This is a genomic window from Streptomyces sp. NPDC126510 (genome assembly GCF_040302345.1).
Classification (GTDB): Bacteria; Actinomycetota; Actinomycetes; order Streptomycetales; family Streptomycetaceae; genus Streptomyces.
Window position 1 is genome coordinate 1 of sequence record NZ_JBEORR010000054.1, and the last position, 19561, is coordinate 19561.

The 19561-nt window shown below is 69.2% G+C and carries 15 protein-coding genes and 1 pseudogene; 14 read left to right on the forward strand and 2 right to left on the reverse strand.

The window, feature by feature from the left end; translation table 11 throughout:
• The 3 genes from ABTX60_RS40805 to ABTX60_RS40815 form a co-directional block, all read left to right on the forward strand.
• On the forward strand, positions 1–270 hold a 270-nt coding region (locus tag ABTX60_RS40805), incomplete at its 5' end, for a WHG domain-containing protein (RefSeq protein WP_352101824.1).
• Positions 271–409: 139 nt separating this feature from the next.
• On the forward strand, positions 410–1069 hold the full coding sequence (locus ABTX60_RS40810; RefSeq protein WP_352101825.1) for a transposase: 660 nt from the start codon (positions 410–412) through the stop codon (positions 1067–1069).
• Positions 1045–1509 carry a toll/interleukin-1 receptor domain-containing protein gene (locus ABTX60_RS40815; protein WP_352101843.1) on the forward strand — a complete coding sequence of 155 codons (465 nt, stop codon included), beginning with the start codon at positions 1045–1047 and terminating at the stop codon, positions 1507–1509. Before ABTX60_RS40810 ends, ABTX60_RS40815 begins: the two co-directional genes overlap by 25 nt.
• A 74-nt stretch (positions 1510–1583) precedes the next feature.
• On the opposite strand, the gene ABTX60_RS40820 is transcribed toward ABTX60_RS40815, so the two are convergent.
• Positions 1584–2573, reverse strand: coding sequence for a carbohydrate kinase family protein (locus tag ABTX60_RS40820; RefSeq protein WP_352101826.1), 990 nt, complete (start codon positions 2571–2573; stop codon positions 1584–1586).
• A 252-nt stretch (positions 2574–2825) separates the two neighbouring features.
• Here ABTX60_RS40820 and ABTX60_RS40825 point away from each other — a divergent pair, with 252 nt between their 5' ends.
• From ABTX60_RS40825 to ABTX60_RS40860, 8 genes are all read left to right on the forward strand, one after another.
• Positions 2826–3848 (forward strand): LacI family DNA-binding transcriptional regulator, encoded by a 1023-nt coding sequence (locus ABTX60_RS40825; RefSeq protein WP_352101827.1) that lies wholly within the window; start codon positions 2826–2828, stop codon positions 3846–3848.
• Between the two features lie 73 nt (positions 3849–3921).
• The gene (locus tag ABTX60_RS40830; protein ID WP_352101828.1) at positions 3922–5601 is read left to right on the forward strand and encodes an ABC transporter substrate-binding protein; all 1680 of its coding nucleotides are present in this window, start codon (positions 3922–3924) and stop codon (positions 5599–5601) included.
• Between the two features lie 92 nt (positions 5602–5693).
• Positions 5694–6671, forward strand: coding sequence for an ABC transporter permease (locus ABTX60_RS40835; protein WP_352101829.1), 978 nt, complete (start codon positions 5694–5696; stop codon positions 6669–6671).
• Positions 6672–6685: 14 nt separating this feature from the next.
• Positions 6686–7606, forward strand: a complete 921-nt coding sequence (locus ABTX60_RS40840; protein ID WP_352101830.1) for an ABC transporter permease — start codon at positions 6686–6688, stop codon at positions 7604–7606.
• Between the two features lie 3 nt (positions 7607–7609).
• Positions 7610–8563, forward strand: a complete 954-nt coding sequence (locus tag ABTX60_RS40845; RefSeq protein WP_352101831.1) for an ABC transporter ATP-binding protein — start codon at positions 7610–7612, stop codon at positions 8561–8563.
• A complete protein-coding gene (locus ABTX60_RS40850) occupies positions 8560–9603 on the forward strand; it encodes an ATP-binding cassette domain-containing protein (RefSeq protein ID WP_352101832.1) in 1044 nt (347 codons plus the stop codon). Before ABTX60_RS40845 ends, ABTX60_RS40850 begins: the two co-directional genes overlap by 4 nt.
• A complete protein-coding gene (locus tag ABTX60_RS40855; protein ID WP_352101833.1) occupies positions 9600–11129 on the forward strand; it encodes a glycoside hydrolase family 32 protein in 1530 nt (509 codons plus the stop codon). Before ABTX60_RS40850 ends, ABTX60_RS40855 begins: the two co-directional genes overlap by 4 nt.
• Positions 11130–11210: 81 nt before the next feature.
• Positions 11211–14783, forward strand: coding sequence for a glycoside hydrolase family 32 protein (locus ABTX60_RS40860; protein ID WP_352101834.1), 3573 nt, complete (start codon positions 11211–11213; stop codon positions 14781–14783).
• 142 nt (positions 14784–14925) lie between these two features.
• Here ABTX60_RS40860 and ABTX60_RS40865 read toward each other — a convergent pair.
• Positions 14926–16213 (reverse strand): annotated as a pseudogene (locus ABTX60_RS40865) (ROK family protein).
• Positions 16214–16372: 159 nt separating this feature from the next.
• On the opposite strand from ABTX60_RS40865, the gene ABTX60_RS40870 reads away from it, so the two are divergent.
• From ABTX60_RS40870 to ABTX60_RS40880, 3 genes are read left to right on the forward strand one after another with little or no spacing between them, the layout of a single operon-like run.
• On the forward strand, positions 16373–17689 hold the full coding sequence (locus ABTX60_RS40870; protein WP_352101835.1) for an ABC transporter substrate-binding protein: 1317 nt from the start codon (positions 16373–16375) through the stop codon (positions 17687–17689).
• 5 nt (positions 17690–17694) lie between these two features.
• Positions 17695–18687: a carbohydrate ABC transporter permease gene (locus tag ABTX60_RS40875; protein ID WP_352101836.1), complete on the forward strand. Its 993-nt coding sequence runs from the start codon at positions 17695–17697 to the stop codon at positions 18685–18687.
• A gap of 28 nt (positions 18688–18715) precedes the next feature.
• On the forward strand, positions 18716–19555 hold the full coding sequence (locus ABTX60_RS40880) for a carbohydrate ABC transporter permease (protein WP_352101844.1): 840 nt from the start codon (positions 18716–18718) through the stop codon (positions 19553–19555).
• Positions 19556–19561: the final 6 nt, after the last annotated feature.

Below are 19561 nucleotides of genomic sequence, written 5' to 3' on the forward strand. Positions count from 1 at the left end.
CGGATCATGTTCAGGACCTCCTGCGACCCCGCGGACACCGAGCGGACCGCGGCAGCGGCGGACGTGGACGCCTTCGTCCGCCGGGCCGCCGCGCGCGCCCGCCCCGACGCCGACCCTGACGCCCTGGGCGTGGCGTGCTGGGCGCTGCTCCACGGGCTCGCCTTCCTCTATCTGGAGGGCAAGTTGCCGACGGACCCCCCGGCCGCGGTCGACGCACGCGTCCGCACATCAGTCGGAGCCCTGATCGACGCACGACGGCCCGGCTGCTGACGCGGTTCCACCGCCGGGATGTCGGCTGAACCGGGGGCGGGGCGAGCCGGACCCGGATTCGACCGAGGGCTTGAGGGGCCAGGACTCCCAACGGGGAGCGGACCTGGCCGAACGCGGCCGAGTGGACGGGAAAGATTTGGTGGATCCCGCCCCCAGAGGTCGGCGGCAGGCCGCCGCGCGGGCCGTGCTCAGTGGCCGCGCCCGGGCCCGGGCCAAGTCCGGCGACGGTCCGGTGCACAGCGCCCGGATCTTCAAGCTCGCCAAGGACTCCGCGGTCAAGGCCCGTACCCAGGCGATCAACCAGCTCAAAGCCGTCCTGGTCATCGCCGATCCCGCAGTGCGGGAACGACTGTCGAGCCTGGGCGACCGCGAGCTGTTCCGCACCTGCGCACGCCTCGGACCAGGCGACGGCGAGGACGGCGAGAACGCGGTGGCCCAGGCCACCCACATGACCCTGAGAATGCTCGCCGAGCGCATCGAACAGCTCACCGGGCACATCAATGAGCTGAACCAACGCCTGACCCAGCTCGTCGAACACCACGCCCCACAGCTACTCGTACCGGTGGGCATCGGCCCGGATAGCGCAGTCACCCTGCTGATCACCATGGGGGACAACCCCGAGCGACTGAACACCGAGGCGTCCTTTGCTGCCCTTTGCGGAGTCAGCCCCATCGAGTACTCCTCCGGCCGTCGGAGCACGCGCCGGCTCAACTACGGCGGCGACCGGGGCTCGATTCATGGAAAATCCGACCTGGGGATCGGATCCCCGGCAAGATCAACGAGGCGCTGGGGCTCGTAGACACCGTCATGGTCTTCTGGTCCGCCAACTCTTCGAAGTCCCCTTGGGTGAACACAGAGTGGGAGGCCGCCCTCACACGGCGACTGCGGGATGACTCTGTCCGCGTCATCCCGGTTGTCCTCGACGACACCCCGCTTCCGCCGCTCCTTGAGCCGATCATGTGGGTTTCCATTGTTGACGGTGATGTCGATCGAGCTGCTCGGGAACTCGTAGGTGTGGACTCCCAAGCAGAACTCGTGAAGACGATGCAGCGGACGGTTGAGTTGTCCGGACTGGAGTACAGGTACTTCCATGGGTTCGGCGTCATCGTTGGCTGTCCCCGGTGCGGAGCTCCAAGTTCAAAGCTGGAAGGCTGGAGCGCCGTTGATCACGCCCGAGACGACATGTACGCGGGAGTTCGGTGTACTGAATGTGGGTGGGACGAGGGCGGCGAAGTCTGACTACACCGCGCGCACCGCACAGAGTTTTGTCGGGGCCCGTTCCCGCAGGCGCGTGAGGGAACGGGCATGTGCCTTCAGGCGTGTGGTACGGGCTGTTCGAGGCCGGCCTCCGGCGCTGCTGCGTCCGCCCAGGGCGGGTTCGCACCGGGAACGGAGCAGGTCAGGGCGGCGACGCGGGCGCCGAAAGAGCAGGCGTCGGTGACGTCTTCGAGGCTCAGCCCGTCGAGTCTGCCTCCGAGGTGTCCGAGGGCGGCGAGGCGGTGCAGTAGGCCCGCGGTGAAGGAGTCCCCGGCGCCGACGGTGTCCACGACATCCACAGCCGGGGCCGGGACGGTGACACGGAGGCCGTCGAGGGAGGCGAGGGCGCCGCGCCCGCCGAGGGTGATGACGACGAGGCGTACGCCGCCGGCGTGCCAGATGTCGCAGGCGTCTTCGGGGCTGGTGCCGGGAAGGAGCAGAGTGAGGTCGTCCTCGCTGAGGCGGAGGATGTCGGCGAGGGCGCACCAGTGGGGGAGTCGTTCGCGGTAGGCGGAGGGCGGTACGAGCAGGGGGCGGACGTTGGGGTCGATGGACACGGTGAGGTACTCGCGTGCCTTGGCGAGGTGGTCCTCGATGCGGCTGCTGCCGGGTTGGCGTATCAGCGCCAGGGAGCCGGTGTGCAGGCAGGCCGAGTCGGTCCACTGGGCGGTGGCGAGTTCGTCTTCGGTCCACTGCCAGTCGGCGGCGCTGTCGGCGTAGAAGGTGTAGGTGGCCTGGCCGGCCTCGTCGAGGTCGGCGACGGCGAGCGTACTGGGCTCGGAGGCGGTCACGCTGCCGGTCAGGTCGACGCCGGAGTCGCTGAGACGGGCCCGGAAGAGCGTGCCGAAGGCGTCGTGCGAGAACCGCCCGAGGAAGCGGGTGGGCGTGCCGAGCCGGGCGAGGGCGACCGCCGTGTTGGCGGGGCCGCCACCTGGCAGGGCGCGCAGCACGAGTTCGTTCGAGCCGGATCGGGCGGTGTCGGTGAAGGCGTCGGCGACGCACTCGCCAAGGACGGTGACGCCGCATGGGGACTGGAGTCGGGCCATGGTGATGAGGTCTGCCTCTCTCAGGAAGGACGCGGGTCTGCCCCGACCCGCGCGTGGGACCGGCCGGTGCGGGTGCCCCGCGTCCGTACCGGCGAGGGGCACCGGGCCGGTGGCCTGATGCAGCCCTTGCGTAGGTATTGACATGCCACTCAAGACGGACGTAACTTCCCTGCCACATGGAAGTAACGCGCGTTATTAAAGCGCGAAACCGGAGGGGATGTCTCGCCTCCGTCCGGCCGAAGGGAACTGAAAGTGGCCACGAACAAGTCGCAGCGCGTGACCATGAGCGATGTGGCTCGCCGCGCGGGTGTCTCGCGGACCACGGTCTCCTTCGTCCTCAATGACAAGCCCGGTGCCGCCATCCCCGACGAGACCCGTCGGCGGATCCTGGAGGCGATCGACGAGCTGGGCTACCGGCCCAACGCCGGGGCGCGGGCGCTTGCCGCCAACCGCAGCGGCTGGTTCGGTCTGATTACCGAGATCGTGACCGGCCCCTTCGCCGCGGAGGTGATCACAGGCGCGCAGAGCCGCGCCTGGGGCGACCGGCGGTTCCTGCTGATCGCCGCGAGCGAGGGCGATCCCGTCCAGGAGGCCGCCGCGCTTGACCAGATGCTGGAACACCGCGTGGAAGGGCTGCTGTACGCCACGACCTGGCACCGGGCCGTCAGCCTGCCGAAGGCCGCCCGCGAGGTGCCGACGGTACTCGTCAACTGCTACGACGCGGCAGGAGAGCTGCCGTGCATCCTGCCCGACGAGGTGTCGGGCGGATACAAGGCGACCCGCCGACTCCTGGACGCCGGGCACACCCGCATCGGACTGATCAACCTGGATCCGGAGATCCCGGCCGCCATCGGCAGGCGCGAGGGCTATGAGCGCGCCCTGCGCGAGGCCGGCATCACCCCTGACCCCTCCCTCGTCATTCCCGGCTGGGCCACTGCCGACGGCGCCTACACCGCCGCCTGCGAACTGCTGGACCGCCCGGCCGCCGACCGGCCGACCGCGCTGTTCTGCGGAAACGACCGGATGGCGATGGGCGCGTACGACGCGATCAAGGAACGTGGGCTGCGCATCCCGCACGACGTGGCCGTGGTGGGGTTCGACAACCAGGAACTCATCGCCGCCTATCTGCGGCCGAAACTGACGACGCTCGCCCTGCCCTTCGAAGCCATGGGCACCAAGGGCGTCGACATGCTCGCCGCTCTCGCAGCGGGGCAGCCGCTCGACACCCACCGGGTGACGATCGACTGCCCGCTGCTCGAACGCTCGTCGGTCTGACCGCTAATCAGCCGCCGAGCAATCCCATCCCGTCTTCGCCCTGTGTGTTGAAGAGAGGAAAAGAGTCTCCATTATGGCACCCTCCATAGCCTCACGGCGGCTTCTGCCCGCCCTGAGAGCGGTCACCGTGACCGCCGCCGCAGCCCTGGTCCTGTCCGCCTGCACAGGTGGCTCGGGTACCGCCGGCGCCGGTGACACCTCCGGCAACCAGCTGCTCACCATCCCGCGCGAGGACCTGGCGACGTTCACGCGCAACTTCAACCCGCTCTCCCCGCAGGCCGCGCCGATGACGATGCAGTCGGTCTACGAGCCGCTGGTCGTGCACAGCATGTCGGACGCCAAGGACACGCCGTGGCTGGCCACCAAGTGGGAGCAGGCCAAGGACGGCAAGTCCCTCACCTTCACGCTGCGCGACGGCGTGAAGTGGTCGGATGGCCAGCCGCTCACCGCCGACGACGTCGTCTACACCTTCCAGCTGCAAAAGAAGGTCCTGGGCGGTTTCGACTACCTCGACAAGGTCACCGCGGTCGACGCCCACACGGTGCGGTTCTCCTTCAACAAGCCCTTCTCGCCCGCCTTCTTCGAGATCGGCGGCCACTACATCCTGCCGAAGCACATCTGGTCCAAGGTGAAGGACCCGGCGAAGTTCACCAACCCGAACCCGGTCGGCACCGGCCCGTACACCCAGGTCGAAAAGTTCCAGAGCCAGTCGTACGAGCTGCGCAAGAACCCCGACTACTGGCAGCCCGCCAAGCAGCAGATCGCCGGCATCCAGATGCTCGCCTTCTCCGGCAACGACAGCGCCAACATCGCCTTCACCAACGGCGAGGTGGACTGGACGCAGTCGTTCATCCCGGACATCGAAAAGTCCTTCGTCGCCAAGGACAAGAAGCACAACCACTACTGGTTCCCGGCCACCGGCGCCATGATCAACTGGCAGCTGAACACCACCAAGGCCCCCTTCAACGACCCGGCCGTCCGCAAGGCGCTCAGCATGGCGGTCGACCGCGACCAGATCACCAAGGTCGCGATGAACGGCTACGCCGAACCCGCCGACTGCACGGGCTTGGCCCGCACCTACGACAAGTGGCGCGACACGTCGCTGGCCTCCTCCTGCACGTGGACGAAGCACAACACTGACGCGGCGGCGAAGGCCCTGGACGCGGCCGGCTACAAGGAGAGCGGCGGCAAGCGGAAGTTGAAGAACGGCAAGAGCTTCACGCTCGACATCTCCGTCGGCTCGGCCTCCTCCGACTGGATCTCGGTCGCCAACATCATCAAGCAGGACCTGGCGAAGGTCGGCATCACCGCCACCGTGAAGACGCCCGACTGGTCGGCGGTCTCGTCGTCGTACAACACCGGCACGTTCGACACCGGCATCGTGTGGTCCAACAACGGTGCCACGCCGTATGAGTACTACCGCGGCGTGATGTCGACGAAGATGGTGCAGCCCGTCGGCAAGCAGGCCACCGAGAACTACCACCGCTTCGGCGACAAGAAGGCCGACAAGCTCATCGACGCCTTCGCCGCCGCCACCGACGAGAAGGCGCAGCGCGAGCAGATGAACGGCCTGCAGGAGCTGTACAACAAGGACGCGCCCGTCGTCCCGCTGTTCACCGGCCCCGAGTGGGGCGCGTACACGGACGCCCGCTTCACCGGCTGGCCCTCCGAGAAGAACCCGTACGCCACCCTCGGCAACCGCAACGGCAGCACGATCCTCGTGCTCACGTCGCTCAAGCCCGTCAAGGGCTGACATCGCCCGCGCGGACCGGCGGCCGTCCTCCTCCCCGGACGGCCGCCCCCGCCACCGATCCCCCCGCACCCCCACCGACAGGAGCGCGACCCGTGCGTCTCATCCTGCGTAATCTGGGGTTCTATCTGCTCGCCTTCTGGGCCTCCATCACCCTGAACTTCGTTCTCCCGCGCTTCATGCCGGGCGATCCGGTCTCACGGATGTTCGCGCAGGCCCAGGGCACGATGCAGCCCGACCAGATAGCCCAGCTGCGCAAACTCTTCGGACTGGACAACCGCCCCCTGTGGGAGCAGTACGTCTCCTACGTCAAGAGCGTCTTCACCGGCGACCTCGGCATCTCCATCACCCGCTTCCCAACCCCGGTCTCCGACGTGATCGGCCAGCAGATCGGCTGGACCCTGCTGCTCGGCGGCGTCGCACTCGTCATCGCCGCGGTCCTCGGCAACCTGCTCGGCATCGTCGCCGCATGGCGGCGCGGTGGCGTCCTCGACTCCGCCTTCCCTCCCCTGCTGATCTTCGTCGGCTCCTTCCCGTACTTCTGGCTGGCGATGGGCGCCCTGTACCTGTTCGGGGTCAGCCTGGGTTGGTTCCCCCTGCGGCACGCCTACGACGTCGGCCTGACCCCCGGCTTCAACGGCGAGTTCCTCTCGAACGTCGCCACCCACCTCGTGCTGCCCGCGCTGACCATCGTGCTCGTCTCCATCGGCGGCTGGATGCTCGGCATGCGCAACACCATGATCGCCACAGCGGCCGAGGACTACATCACGATGGCCGAGGCGAAGGGGCTCAGCCCCTCCCGGATCATGTTCCGCTACGCCGCACGCAACGCCCTGCTGCCGTCCGTCACCAACTTCGGCATGGCGCTCGGCTTCGTCGTCGGCGGCGCCCTGCTCACCGAGGTCGTCTTCGCCTACCCCGGCATCGGCTACCAGCTGCTGATGGCCGTGCAGGGCCTGGACTACCCGCTGATGCAGGGCATCTTCCTGACGATCACGGCGGCGGTGCTGCTCGCGAACTTCCTCGTCGACCTCGTCTACGTCCGCCTCGACCCGCGCGTCCGCGTCCGCTGAAGGGGGTTGCCGACATGACCGCCATCGAGATCGCGACGGCCACCACGCCGACGGCCCCCGCGCGTCCGTCCCGCCGGCGCGGACTGGTGCGCCAGCTCATCGACAGCAAGAAGGCCCTGTCGGGACTGGTCCTGCTCGCCGTCTTCGCGCTGCTCGCCCTGCTCGCTCCGGTCCTCGCCCCGGGCGACCCGTACCTGATCAACTCCACGGGCAGCCAGGCACCATCGGCCGCTCACTGGCTCGGTACGACCGCCAAGGGACAGGACGTGCTCGCCCTCACCCTGTGGGGAGCACGCAGTTCACTCTTCGTCGGATTCACCGTGGGACTCGTGGCGACCGCGGTAGCCATCGTCGTCGGCCTCGCGTCCGCGTACTTCGGACGCATCGCGGACGACGCGCTGACCCTGGTCACCAATGTCTTCCTGCTGCTGCCCGGGCTGCCGCTGCTCATCATCCTGGCCGCGTTCCTGCCGCCCGGGACCTCCACCGTGATCCTGGTGCTCGTCGTCACCGGCTGGGCGGGCTCGGCCCGAGTCCTGCGAGCCCAAGCCAAGTCGATCCGCGGCAAGGACTTCGTGGCCGCGGCCGTCGTCACGGGGGAGCGCCCGCTGCGGATCATGTTCCGCGAGATTTTGCCCAACATGGCGTCCGTGGTGATGACCACGCTGCTCGGCTGCGTGATCTTCGGCATCGGCGCTCAGGCCGGCCTGGAGTTCCTCGGCCTCGGCGACAGCAGCGTCGTCAGCTGGGGCACCAACCTGTACTGGGCCAGCAACGACGGCGCGTTGATGACCGGCACCTGGTGGGCCTTCGTCCCCTCCGGAGTGTGCATCGCGCTCGTCGCCTTCGCGCTTGCGCTGGTCAACTACGCGGTCGACGAGATCACCAACCCGAGGCTGCGCAGCCGCCGTGCCCGGCGTGAGAGGAGGGGCTGAGCCATGGAACCCGTACTCGAGGTGAACGGCCTGCGCGTCGAATACCGCGGCGACGGACGCACCGTCGTGGGCGCCGACGACGTCTCCTTCTCCATCGGCGCCGGGGAGATCTTCGGCCTCGCCGGTGAGTCCGGCTGCGGCAAGTCGACCATCGCCAACGCGGTGATGCGGCTGCTCAAGCCGCCCGCGGAGATCACCGCGGGCAGCATCCGCTTCCAGGGCGGGGACGTCCTCGCATTGGACGCACGGGAGCTGCGTGCCTTCCGGTGGCGGCAGATCGCCATGGTCTTCCAGTCGGCGATGAACTCCCTCAACCCCGTCCTCACCATCGGCGAGCAGATCGTCGACATCTTCACCACGCACGAGCGCATGAAGAAGCGGGCCGCGCGGGAGCGGGCCAGCGAGCTGCTTCAGCTCGTGGGCATCGACCCGGGCCGATTGAAGGCGTATCCGCACCAGCTCTCCGGCGGTATGCGTCAGCGCGTGGTCATCGCCATGGCCGTGGCCCTGAAGCCCCGGCTGCTGATCATGGACGAGCCGACCACCGCACTCGACGTGGTCGTGCAGCAGGAGATCATGGCGCAGATCCGCGACCTCCAGCGGGAACTGGGCTTCTCCATCCTCTTCATCACCCACGACATGTCCCTGATGGTCGAGCTGTCGGACCGCATGGGCGTGATGTACGGGGGACGGATCGTCGAACTCGCCGACGCCAAGGATCTGTTCGCGGGGCCGCTGCACCCGTACAGCGAGGCGCTGATGAACGCCTTCCCGCCGCTGACCGGCCCGCGCCGGGAGCTCACCGGCCTCTTCGATGCCCCGCGCACCGCCGACAGCTGCGGCTTCCACGTCCGCTGTCCCGAGGACCGCTCGGACTGCTCCATGAACATCCCCGACCTGCGCGAGGTAGCGCCCGGACGCTGGGTGGCCCGCAGTCTCGAAGGAGCCTCCCGATGACCGAACCTCTGCTGTCCGTGCGCGGTCTGACCAAGGACTTCCAGGTCGGCACCGTCTTCTCCCGGCGCCGTGTCCGAGCCGTCAACGACGTCTCCTTCGATCTCCCGGTCGGCCGGATCACCGCCCTGGTCGGCGAGTCCGGCAGCGGCAAGTCCACCATCGCCCGCTGTCTGGCTCGCCTCGAACAGCCCTCCGCCGGACAGGTGCTGCTGGACGGTGAGGACGTCCTGCGCCGCGAGCGGCGCCGCGCGTCACGGGCGTACCGCCGCAAGGTCCAGATGGTGTTCCAGGACCCCTTCGGCTCGCTCAACCCCGTCCACCGCATCGAGCACTTCCTGACCCGTGCCCTCGTCCTGCACGGCCACAGCGCCACCCCCGAGGCGCTGCGCGAGCTGATGGCGACGGTCGGCCTGACCGAGGACATGCTCCAGTCCTATCCGCACGAGCTCTCCGGCGGCCAGCGCCAGCGCGTCGCCATTGCCCGCGCGCTGGCGGTAGAGCCGCGTCTGATCCTGGCCGACGAACCGACGTCGATGCTGGACGTCTCCGTGCGCGTCGGCGTGCTCAACCTGATGCGGCGCCTGCGCGACGAGCGGGACATCGCCATGCTCTACATCACGCACGACCTGGGCTCCGCCCGCTACCTCGCTGATACGACCATGGTCATGTTCGCCGGCGAACTCGTCGAGGGCGGCGACGCCCTGGCCGTCATGGACGCACCCGCCCACCCCTACACCCGCCTGCTGCTGTCCGCCGTTCCCGACCCGGAGCGGGCCGGGAGCTACGACCCGGTCGAGCGCGCCCGGCTGCGCGAGGAAATCCTCAACCCCACGTCCTGCCCCTACGGCGACGACGGCACCTGCAGCCGCACCGGCCCTGTCCGCCACATCGTCGGCGAGGACGAGGGACAGCCCCACTGGGTGCGCTGCCATCTGCGCGCACCCGCCTCCGACATCGCCCGCCGCGTCCTCAAGGCCACCGACCGGCCCGGCAGCGAGGCCACCGACGACACCGAGAAAGCGGAGACCACCGCCGCATGACCCACGACCTCACCCTCCCCTCCGGCCGTACTGCCGCCGAGGGGCTGGCCGAGCGCGCCCTGCGCGACCCCCACCGCCCCCGCTTCCACTTCACCTCGCCCGGCGGCTGGCTCAACGACCCCAACGGACTGAGCCACTGGAACGGCGTCTACCACCTCTTCTACCAGTACAACCCGCTCGCCGCCGCCCACCACCGCATCCACTGGGGCCACGCCACCAGCACCGACCTCGTCCACTGGACCGACGAGCCGGTCGCCCTCGTCCCCGGCACCGACGGCCCCGACCGCGACGGCTGCTGGTCCGGAGTCCTCGTCGACGACGGCGGCGTACCCACGCTCGTCTACTCCGGCCGTCACGGAGAACATGAACTCCCCTGTGTAGCCAAGGGATCGGCAGATCTGCGGTACTGGACCAAGGACCCGGCCAACCCGGTCATCACCGCCCCGCCCGAGGACGTCGACATCACCGCCTTCCGCGACCACTGCGTCTGGCGGGAGGGCTCCGGCGACGACGCGGTGTGGCGGCAGCTGGTCGGCTCGGGCATCCGGGGCGTCGGCGGGACGGCCTTCCTGTACGAGTCGGACGACCTGCGCACCTGGCGGTACGTCGGCCCCCTGCTGACCGGCGACGCCTCGCAGAACGAGGGCGAGCTCGACTGGACCGGCACGATGTGGGAATGCGTCGACCTGTTCGGCATAGGCGATGGCACGGACGTCCTCGTTTTCTCCGCCTGGGACGAGGGCACCACCCACCACCCCCTGTACTGGACCGGCCGCTACCAGGGCGACACCTTCACCCCGACCGCCCTGCACCGCCTCGACTACGGCGGCCGCTACTTCTACGCCCCCCAGTCCACCCGCGACGAGCACGGCCGCCGCATCATGTTCGGCTGGCTCCAGGAGGGCCGGACCGACGAAGCGAACGCGCAGGCCGGCTGGTGCGGCGTGATGTCCCTGCCCAGGGCCGTCACGCTCGGCGCGAACGGCAACCTCGTGCAAGCACCGGTGCCTGAACTGGGCCTGCTGAGGAGGGAGCATCAGCAGGTCGCGGCGGGCCCGCTCACCGACCCCTACACCCGACTGCACCCCGTCCACGGAGACCAACTCGACATCGAGACCACCCTGCGCCTCGCCCCCGGAGCAACCGCCCGCCTCGTGGTCCGCGAAACACCGGACGGCGCCGAGCGCACAGTCGTGGAGGTGAGCAGAGCCCACGACGGGGAGGGCGGCACCCTCCGCCTGCACCGCGAAACCAGCAGCCTCGACCCGACGGTCGACACCGGACCCCGGTACGGCGACCTGCCGTTGGACCCCGACGGCCGGGTGGACCTGCGCGTCCTCGTCGACCACTCCGCATTGGAGATCTTCGCCAACGGGCGGCCCCTGACCGCCCGCATCTACCCCACCCGCCCCGAGGAGGCCGTCGGTGTCGGCATCGGTGCCGACGGCGACGTGACCCTGGAGCGGTTCGACGCCTGGCAGATGGCGTCGGCCTTCACCGACGGACCCCGGCCGCTGTGGCCGTGACGGTCTTACAGCCGGCTACGGCCCGGAGGGTGGACGTCCCCCCGGGCCGTGGCCCACCCTTCCCTTCTTCCAGGAGCCGCCATGAGCGTGTCCCGTCGTACCCTCCTGCTCGCAGGTGGCACCGTCGCCACCCTGCTGCCTCTCGGAGGCATCCTCCCCGCAGCGCAGGCCGCCACCCCGAGCGCCGGCGCAGCAACCCCCGCCCCCACTCCGATCCCCGACCCCCTCCCGGTCACCGGCACCTGGACCCGCACCTCCGACGGCGGCCAGAAGGCGACCGCCGGCCGTGGCGGGCCAGCCCTCGCCCTGTCCGAGCAGCAGCTCGCGGCAAAGGGCACGTACACGGCGCGCGTCACGCCCGCATCCGCCTCAGCCGTGGGCGCGTTGGTGTTCCGGGCCGCACTGGACGGCTCGACCGGATACGTGGCCGCCCTCGACCCCGGCCGCGCGCGCATACGCCTCTACGACCTGGCGAGCGGCGACACACTCGCCACCGCGCCGCTACCGGGCGCGCGGACCGCAAGCGCACACGACCTCGAAGTGACCGTTGACGGACCCAAGCTGACGGTGCACGTCGACGGCAAGCGGCTCCTCACCGCCGAGGACCACCGCCACGACACCGGCTCCGTGGGCCTGCTCGCCCAGGGCGGCACCGTCGCCTTCGGCCCGCCCTCCCTCTCCTCCGTCACCACCAACCTCACTGGCTGGACCACGAGCGGCGGCACCTGGACGGCGACCCCGCTCGGCTGGCACGCGGACCCGTCCCAGGGCTCCACCGCCCTCGCCGTCACCACGACCCAGGCGTACGACAGCGCCTTCCAGGTCGACCTGCTCCTGCACGATGCCTCCGCGGTCGCCTCGCTGCTGGTGCGCACCGACGCCAGGGCCACACGCGGCTACGGTCTCCAAATTGACCCGCAGCAACGCGAGTTGAGGCTGTACCGCATCGACGGGAACGTCACCCTCGGCACGTACACGACCACCATCAAAGCTGACACGGTCTACCGTCTGCGCGTCGAAGCCGAGGGCACCGAACTGCGCGTGCACTGGCAGACCAACTTCCTTTCCCCCGACGGTTACAGCCCCGTCATCACCGCCCAGGAATCAACCCACACGAAGGGCCGACTCGCCGTCACAGCAGCATCCGGCGCGGTGTCGTTCGAGAACATCGCCGCCGCCGACCTCACCACCGGCCTCCAGGGCTGGACGGCCCGCTCCGGCACCTGGACCCCCGACCTGCGCGGCATCCGCGGCGAGAACGGTCTGCGGACGGCCCCCTTCACCGACGGCGACCTGGTGGCCAGGTCCGACATCACCCCCGCCGGCACCTCGTCCTCGGCCGGTCTCGTCCTGCGCGCGGCCGCGAACGGCTCCGGCGGCTACGAGGCCCGCCTGGAAGCCGGCCGGAACGCCGTCGTCCTGCTGGACCGCTCCTCCGGCGGGCGCCTGGCCTCCGCCGCCGGCCCGGTCCGGCCCATCGCGTCCGGCGGCACCTACCGCGTCGAGGCCCGAGCGACGGGCAGGACGATCGAGGTGTACGTGGACGGCGTGCGGGCGCTGAAGACCCGCGTTTCCCGCACCACGGGAGCCGCCGTCGGCACTGCGGCCGCGCAGGGGGCGTCGTACTTCCAGAACGTCGAGGTCCGCGGCACCGCCGACTACTTCACCGAGCCGTACCGCCCCACGTACCACTACTCCCAGCTGACCGGCTCCACCAGCGACCCCAACGGCCTGCTGTACTACGACGGCGAGTACCACCTCTTCCACCAGGACGAGGGCCGCTGGGCACACGCGGTCAGCACTGACCTCGTCCACTGGCAGGCCCTGCCGATCGCCCTCCCCTGGAACGAGTACGGCAACTGCTGGTCGGGCTCGGCGGTCGTGGACGCGGACGACACCTCCGGCCTCTTCCACGGCGGCTCGGGCCTCATCGCGTACTACACCAGCTACCACCCGGACAAACCAGGCGGCAACGCCAGCGTCCGCATCGCGTACAGCAAGGACAAGGGCCGCTCCTGGCAGTGGCACGGCGGGGCGACCCCGGCCGTACAGAACCCGGGCGGCCCCGACGCCGGCTGGACCTTCCGCGATCCGAAGGTGATCCGCGACGACAAGCACAACCAGTGGCTGATGGTGGTCTCCGGCGGCGACCACGTCCGCTTCTTCACCTCCACCGACCTCCTCACCTGGACCCACGTCAGCTCCTTCGGTTACGGCGACTGGGTCACGCCGGGCGTCTGGGAGTGCCCCGACTTCTTCCCCCTCCCCGTCGACGGCGACGAAAACCAGGTCAAGTGGGTCCTCACCCTGAGCACCGGCGCCGTACGCGCCACGAACGGCTCGGCCGCCCAGTACTTCACCGGCGACTGGAACGGCACCACCTTCGCCCCCGACCAGAAGGTTGGCACGGTCCTGCGCGCCGACTCCGGCCGCGACTGCTACGCAGCGATGTCCTTCTACGGCCTGCCCGACGGCCGCCGTGTCTGGCTCGGCTGGATGAGCAACTGGGACTACCCGTTCAGCGCCCCGACCGGTGCCTGGAACGGCCAGCTGAGCATCCCCCGCGAACTGACGCTGACGGACACTGCTGACGGCGTACGCCTGGTGCAGAGCCCTGTCCATGAGCTGGCCCGTCTCCGCACGTCCACGACGACCCGCAAGGATCTCTCCGCCGGTCCCGACACCGCGAACCCGCTCGCGGGCCTCAGTGGCATCGCCTACGAGATCGAGGCCGAGATCACCCTCGGCACCGCCACGGAGATCGGGTTCAGCCTCCGCGCCGACGACGACCAACACACGACCGTCGGCTACGACGCCGAGTCGAACCAACTGTTCGTGGACCGGTCGGAAGCGGGCCTGAGCGACTTCACCCAGTACTTCGCTGGCCGCACGACCGCACCGCTGAAGCCGACCGACGGCCGCGTGACCCTGCGCGTGTACGTCGACTCGTCATCGGTCGAGGCATTCGGCGCCGACGGCCAGGCCGCGGTGACAAGCCTGATCTTCCCCTCCCCAGCCGCCGACCGCATGGCCTTCTACGCCAAGGGCGGCACCGCGCACATCGAGTCGCTCAAGGTGCACCGGCTGGACAGCACCTTCCGCCTGGTGGACCGGGTGAAGCCACCGGTGGCCGCCCCGACCGGAGGTGAATTCCGCTCGGACCTCGGCACGCTGACGATCACCCCCGCCGGCCGCTGGTCGACGGACAGCGCGGGCCGTGCCGCAACCTTCGACCAGGACTCCAACGCGATCTCGGCGCGCACGGCGACGGACCTGGACTTCACCACTCTGGTACGCCTCGGCGGACCCGACCCGGACACCGGCGGCGCCCTCTCCCTCCTCTGGCGCGCGTCCTCCGACGGCGCCGACGCCTACTGCCTCAACATCGACCCCGACCTACGGGTGATCCGCCTGGTCGCCAAGACCGACGGCTACTTCGACGACGCCAAAGCCCTCGCCCGCATCCCGGCCCTGGTCCGCCGCGGCACGACGTACGCGGTCCGCATCCTGGCCGAGGGCGACCGCATCCAGGTGTTCCTCGACGGCACGCGGATCATCGACGTGAAGGACACGACGTACACGAGCGGACGCGTCGGCCTGAACGTGTTCGGAGGGAGGGCGGCGTACCAGGACACGTACGCGAGGGAGCTGTGACCGCTGGTCAGGCCGGCCTACGACGATGACCGCAGCCGCTCCGTCCTCAGATAATGGGTGGAGCCGCTGCGAACTGGAAGGCCAACCGCTACGCGTGAGTTCGGGCCCGTCTTCTGCTGCGTGCTCTTCGAAGCAGGTGCTGTCAGCGCGGAGTCCGTTCCTCCAACGCCGTGAGCCATGCCGGTGCCGGTCCCTCGCTCACGGGCTTGGTGTGCTGCCCGCCGCGTGCGAAGAAATCCGCGAGGGGCAGGATCGCGGCGCCGACCGTGACCGCGTCCGGGCCCAGTCTGCCGAGGTCGATGGAGACGCGTTCGGCGGGATGGCGCAGGGCGTACGCGGCGGCGTGCCGGCGTACTTCGGGCAGGAACCGGGTGCCGAGCTGCAGTCCTGCCCAGCCGCCGATGAGGATGCGTTCGGGCTGGAAGAGGTTGATCAGGTCGGACAGGCCGGCGCCCACGTACTCGGCGGCCTCCTCCAGCACGGAGAGTGCCACCGGGTCGGCGTCGGTGCCTTCGGCCGGGTAGGCCGCGGCGATCATCGCCGTCAGCGCGGTTTCCTCGTCCGTGCCCTTGGGCGGGCGTCCGCCGCCCTCACGCCAGCGATCGAGGAGCGCCTCCGCGCCGACGTACGCCTCCAGGCAGCCCTGGGCACCGCAGCGGCAGCGGCGCCCTCTGACCTGCACGGTCACATGCCCCCACTCCAGAGACCGGCCGTGCTCCACCTCCGGCGTGACGAGGCAGGCGTTCACGCCGGAGCCGAAGAGGGCGACGACCGCGTTGTGGGCGCCGCGCCCGGCGCCGAACCACATCTCGGCCTGGCCCGAGCTTGCGGGCGCCGTTGTCGATGAAGTACGGGACGGACTCGGGCAGTTCGCACGTCGAGCGCAGCAGGGATTCGAGCGCGACGGCGTCCCAGCCGATCGTCGGGCCGTGGACCACGGCCCCCTGGTCGGTGCGGGCCACTATGCCGGGCACGCCGATGCCGACGCCCAGCAGCCGCTCGGGGGCGAGGTCCGTCTCGGAGAGGACCTCGGCGATGCCGTCGCGGATGTGGCCGACGATGATCTCGACGTCGTAGCCGTGATGCTCCAGGGGTCTTTCGGCGCGGGCGAGCTCGGTCAGGGTGAGGTCGAAGAGCTCGACGCGTACGCGGGTCTCGCCGACGTCGACGCCGATCATGTGGCCGCTGGCGGGGGCGACGCGCAGCAGGATGCGGGGGCGGCCGCCGTCGGACTCGACGCTGCCGGCCTCCTCGACCAGGCCGTCGGCGACCAGCTCCGCGACCACGTTGCTGATGGAGCCCGCGCTCAGTCCGGTGGCCGGGGCCAGCTCGAACCGGCTCATGGGCCCGTCGAAATACAACCGTTGCAGTACGCCGGTGCGGTTGCCCCGCCGCAGGTCACGCACCGTCCGCCCACTCCGCCCCGCCATGTGGCTCCCCTTCCGACTCTCCCGCTTGCAAGATACCGACGCGCGATCCCTTGACGCGACTTTACCCCCCGGCTTAAATCACGCCATAAATTAACCCATGGGTGCGGGTTCCTGGTGAACACGCTCGTGGGCCTGTCTCCGGAAAGGGACGCCTGAGCCATGCGCAGAACCCGAGCCGCGGCCGCTGGTGCGGTCACCGTTTCCCTGCTGACCGCCATGACCGCCTGTGGCGGCGGTTCGTCGACGAGCGGCGGGTCCAACGACTCGCCGAAGACGCTGACCTACTGGGCGTCCAACCAGGGCGCCAGCATCGAGGTCGACAAGAAGGTCCTCCAGCCCGAGCTCGACAAGTTCGAGAAGCAGACCGGCATCAAGGTCAAGCTCGAGGTCGTCCCCTGGTCGGACCTGCTGAACCGGATCCTCACCGCCGCCACCTCCGGTCAGGGCCCCGATGTCCTGAACATCGGCAACACCTGGAGCGCCTCCCTGCAGGCCACGGGCGCGCTGCTGCCCTGGGACGCGAAGAACTTCGCGAAGATCGGCGGCAAGGACCGCTTCGTCGACTCCGCGCTCGGCTCCACCGGTGCCCAGGGCCAGGACCCGGCCGCCGTACCGCTGTACTCCATGTCGTACGCCCTCTACTACAACAAGGAGATCTTCGCCGACACCGGCATCTCCAAGCCCCCGGCGACGTGGGAGGAGCTGGTCGCCGACGGCAAGAAGATCCAGGCGAAGGGCGTATCAGCGCTCGGTGCCGAGGGGGCGAACCCGGCGGAGAACGTCCACCACGTCTTCGTCTTCGCCAAGCAGCACGGCGCCGACTTCTTCACCGCTGACGGCAAGCCCGACTTCACGAGCGACAACGTGGTGGCGGCGGTCAAGCAGTACGTCGATCTGATGGCCAAGGACAAGGTCATCCCGACCGGTAACGCCGAGTACGCGCAGAACCAGTCGGTGAGCGACTTCGCCAAGGGCAAGACCGCGATGCTGCTGTGGCAGTCGGCGGCCGCCAACCTCAAGTCCCAGGGCATGAGTGAGGACAAGTACGGCATCGCGCCCGTCCCGGTGCAGTCCGGCACGCCCGGCACAGGTACCCAGGTCAACTCGATGGTCGCCGGCATCAACCTGGCCGTCTTCAAGAACACCGACAACCTCGACGGTGCCACGAAATTCGTGAAGTTCATGACCAGCGACGCCGAGCAGAAGATCCTCAACACGGCGTACAGCTCCATTCCGCCGGTCAAAGCCGCCCAGGAGGACTCCACCTTCAGCACCGGGGCCAACAAGGTGCTGAAGGACACCCTCGCCACCAGCGCGATCGCGATGCCGCAGGTCGCCGACGAGTCCCAGTTCGAGACCGCGGTCGGTACGGCGGTCAAGGGCCTGTTCGCCGACGCGGCCGCCGGACGCCCGGTCACCACCGCCTCGGTGCAGGCGGCGCTGGAGAAGGCTCAGCAGCAGATGCCGGCGAAGTGAGCACGATGACCACCACTGCACCCGCAGAGGCTGCCGTGCACAAGAGCCCTTCCGGGGCGGCGCATCCAGGTCCCCGCCGCCGCCCCGGAAGGATCCGCCGCATCGGACTGCCCTACCTGCTCCTGCTACCTGCTCTGCTCCTCGAACTCCTGGTCCACCTGGTGCCGATGGTCATCGGCATCATGATGAGCTTCAAGGAGCTCACGCAGTTCTACATCCGTGACTGGGGCGCCGCGCCCTGGTCCGGCCTCGGCAACTACAAGATGTCGGTGGACTTCGACGCTCCCGTCGGCGAGGCCCTGCTGCACTCCTTCCTCGTCACCGTCGCCTTCACCCTGCTGTCGGTCGGCCTGTGCTGGCTGATCGGAACAGCAGCGGCGATCTACCTGCAGGACACCTTCCGCGGCCGGGGCCTGCTACGGGCGCTGTTCCTCATCCCGTACGCGCTGCCCGTCTACGCGGCGGTCATCACCTGGGTGTTCATGTTCCAGCACGACAACGGCCTGGTGAACCACGTCCTGCACGACCAGCTGCGCCTCACCGACAAGCCGTCCTTCTGGCTCATCGGCGACAACAGCTTCTACGCGCTGCTCACCGTGTCGGTGTGGAAGGGCTGGCCGTTCGCCTTCCTCATCATCATGGCCGGCCTGCAGAACATCCCCGGCGAGCTCTACGAGGCGGCCGCCCTCGACGGCGCCGGCATGTGGCAGCAGATCCGCCGCATCACCCTGCCGTCCCTGCGCCCGGTCAACCAGGTCCTGCTCCTGGTGCTGTTCCTGTGGACGTTCAACGACTTCAACACGCCGTACGTCCTGTTCGGTAAATCGGCACCGGAGGCGGCGGACCTCATCTCCGTCCACATCTACCAGGCGTCCTTCGTCACCTGGAACTTCGGCACCGGCTCGGCCATGTCCGTCCTGCTGCTGCTCTTCCTGCTCGTGGTGACGGGCGTCTACCTCCTCCTGACCTCACGAGGAAGGAAGCCGGCCGATGTCTAGCACTGCCCCCCAGGCGCCCCGCTCGCCCATGGCTCCGCCCCGGTCCTTCTTCTGGTCCCGGCGGATCTTCCTCACGCTGCTGACCGGCTTCGTGCTCCTGCCGGTCTACGTCATGGTCTCCAGCTCGCTGAAGCCCCTGGCCGACGTCACGGGCGAGTTCCGCTGGCTGCCGACCGAGCTGACGATCCGCCCCTACATCGACATCTGGTCGACGATCCCGCTGGCCCGGTACTTCGTGAACTCGCTGATCGTGGCGGGCGCGGCGACCGTCTGCTCGGTCGTCATCGCGGTCTTCGCCGCGTACGCGGTGAGCCGTTACGACTTCCGCGGCAAGCGGGTCTTCACGGTCACCGTGCTGTCCACGCAGATGTTCCCCGGCATCCTCTTCCTGCTCCCGCTGTTCCTGATCTACGTCAACATCGGCAACGCCACCGGAATCGCCCTGTTCGGCTCGCGCGGCGGCCTGATCCTGACGTATCTCACCTTCTCGCTGCCGTTCTCGATCTGGATGCTGATCGGGTACTTCGACTCCGTGCCGAAGGACTTGGACGAGGCCGCGATGGTGGACGGCTGTGGGCCCCTCGGCGCGCTCTTCCGGGTCGTCGTCCCGGCCGCGATCCCCGGCATTGTCGCGGTCGCCGTCTACGCCTTCATGACCGCCTGGGGCGAGGTGCTGTTCGCGTCGGTGATGACCAACGACACCACCCGCACCCTCGCCGTCGGACTTCAGGGCTACTCGACGCTCAACAACGTGTACTGGAACCAGATCATGGCCGCCTCGCTCGTCGTCAGCGTCCCCGTGGTCGCCGGATTCCTGCTCCTGCAGCGCTACCTCGTCGCCGGGCTCACCGCGGGAGCCGTCAAGTGACCAACT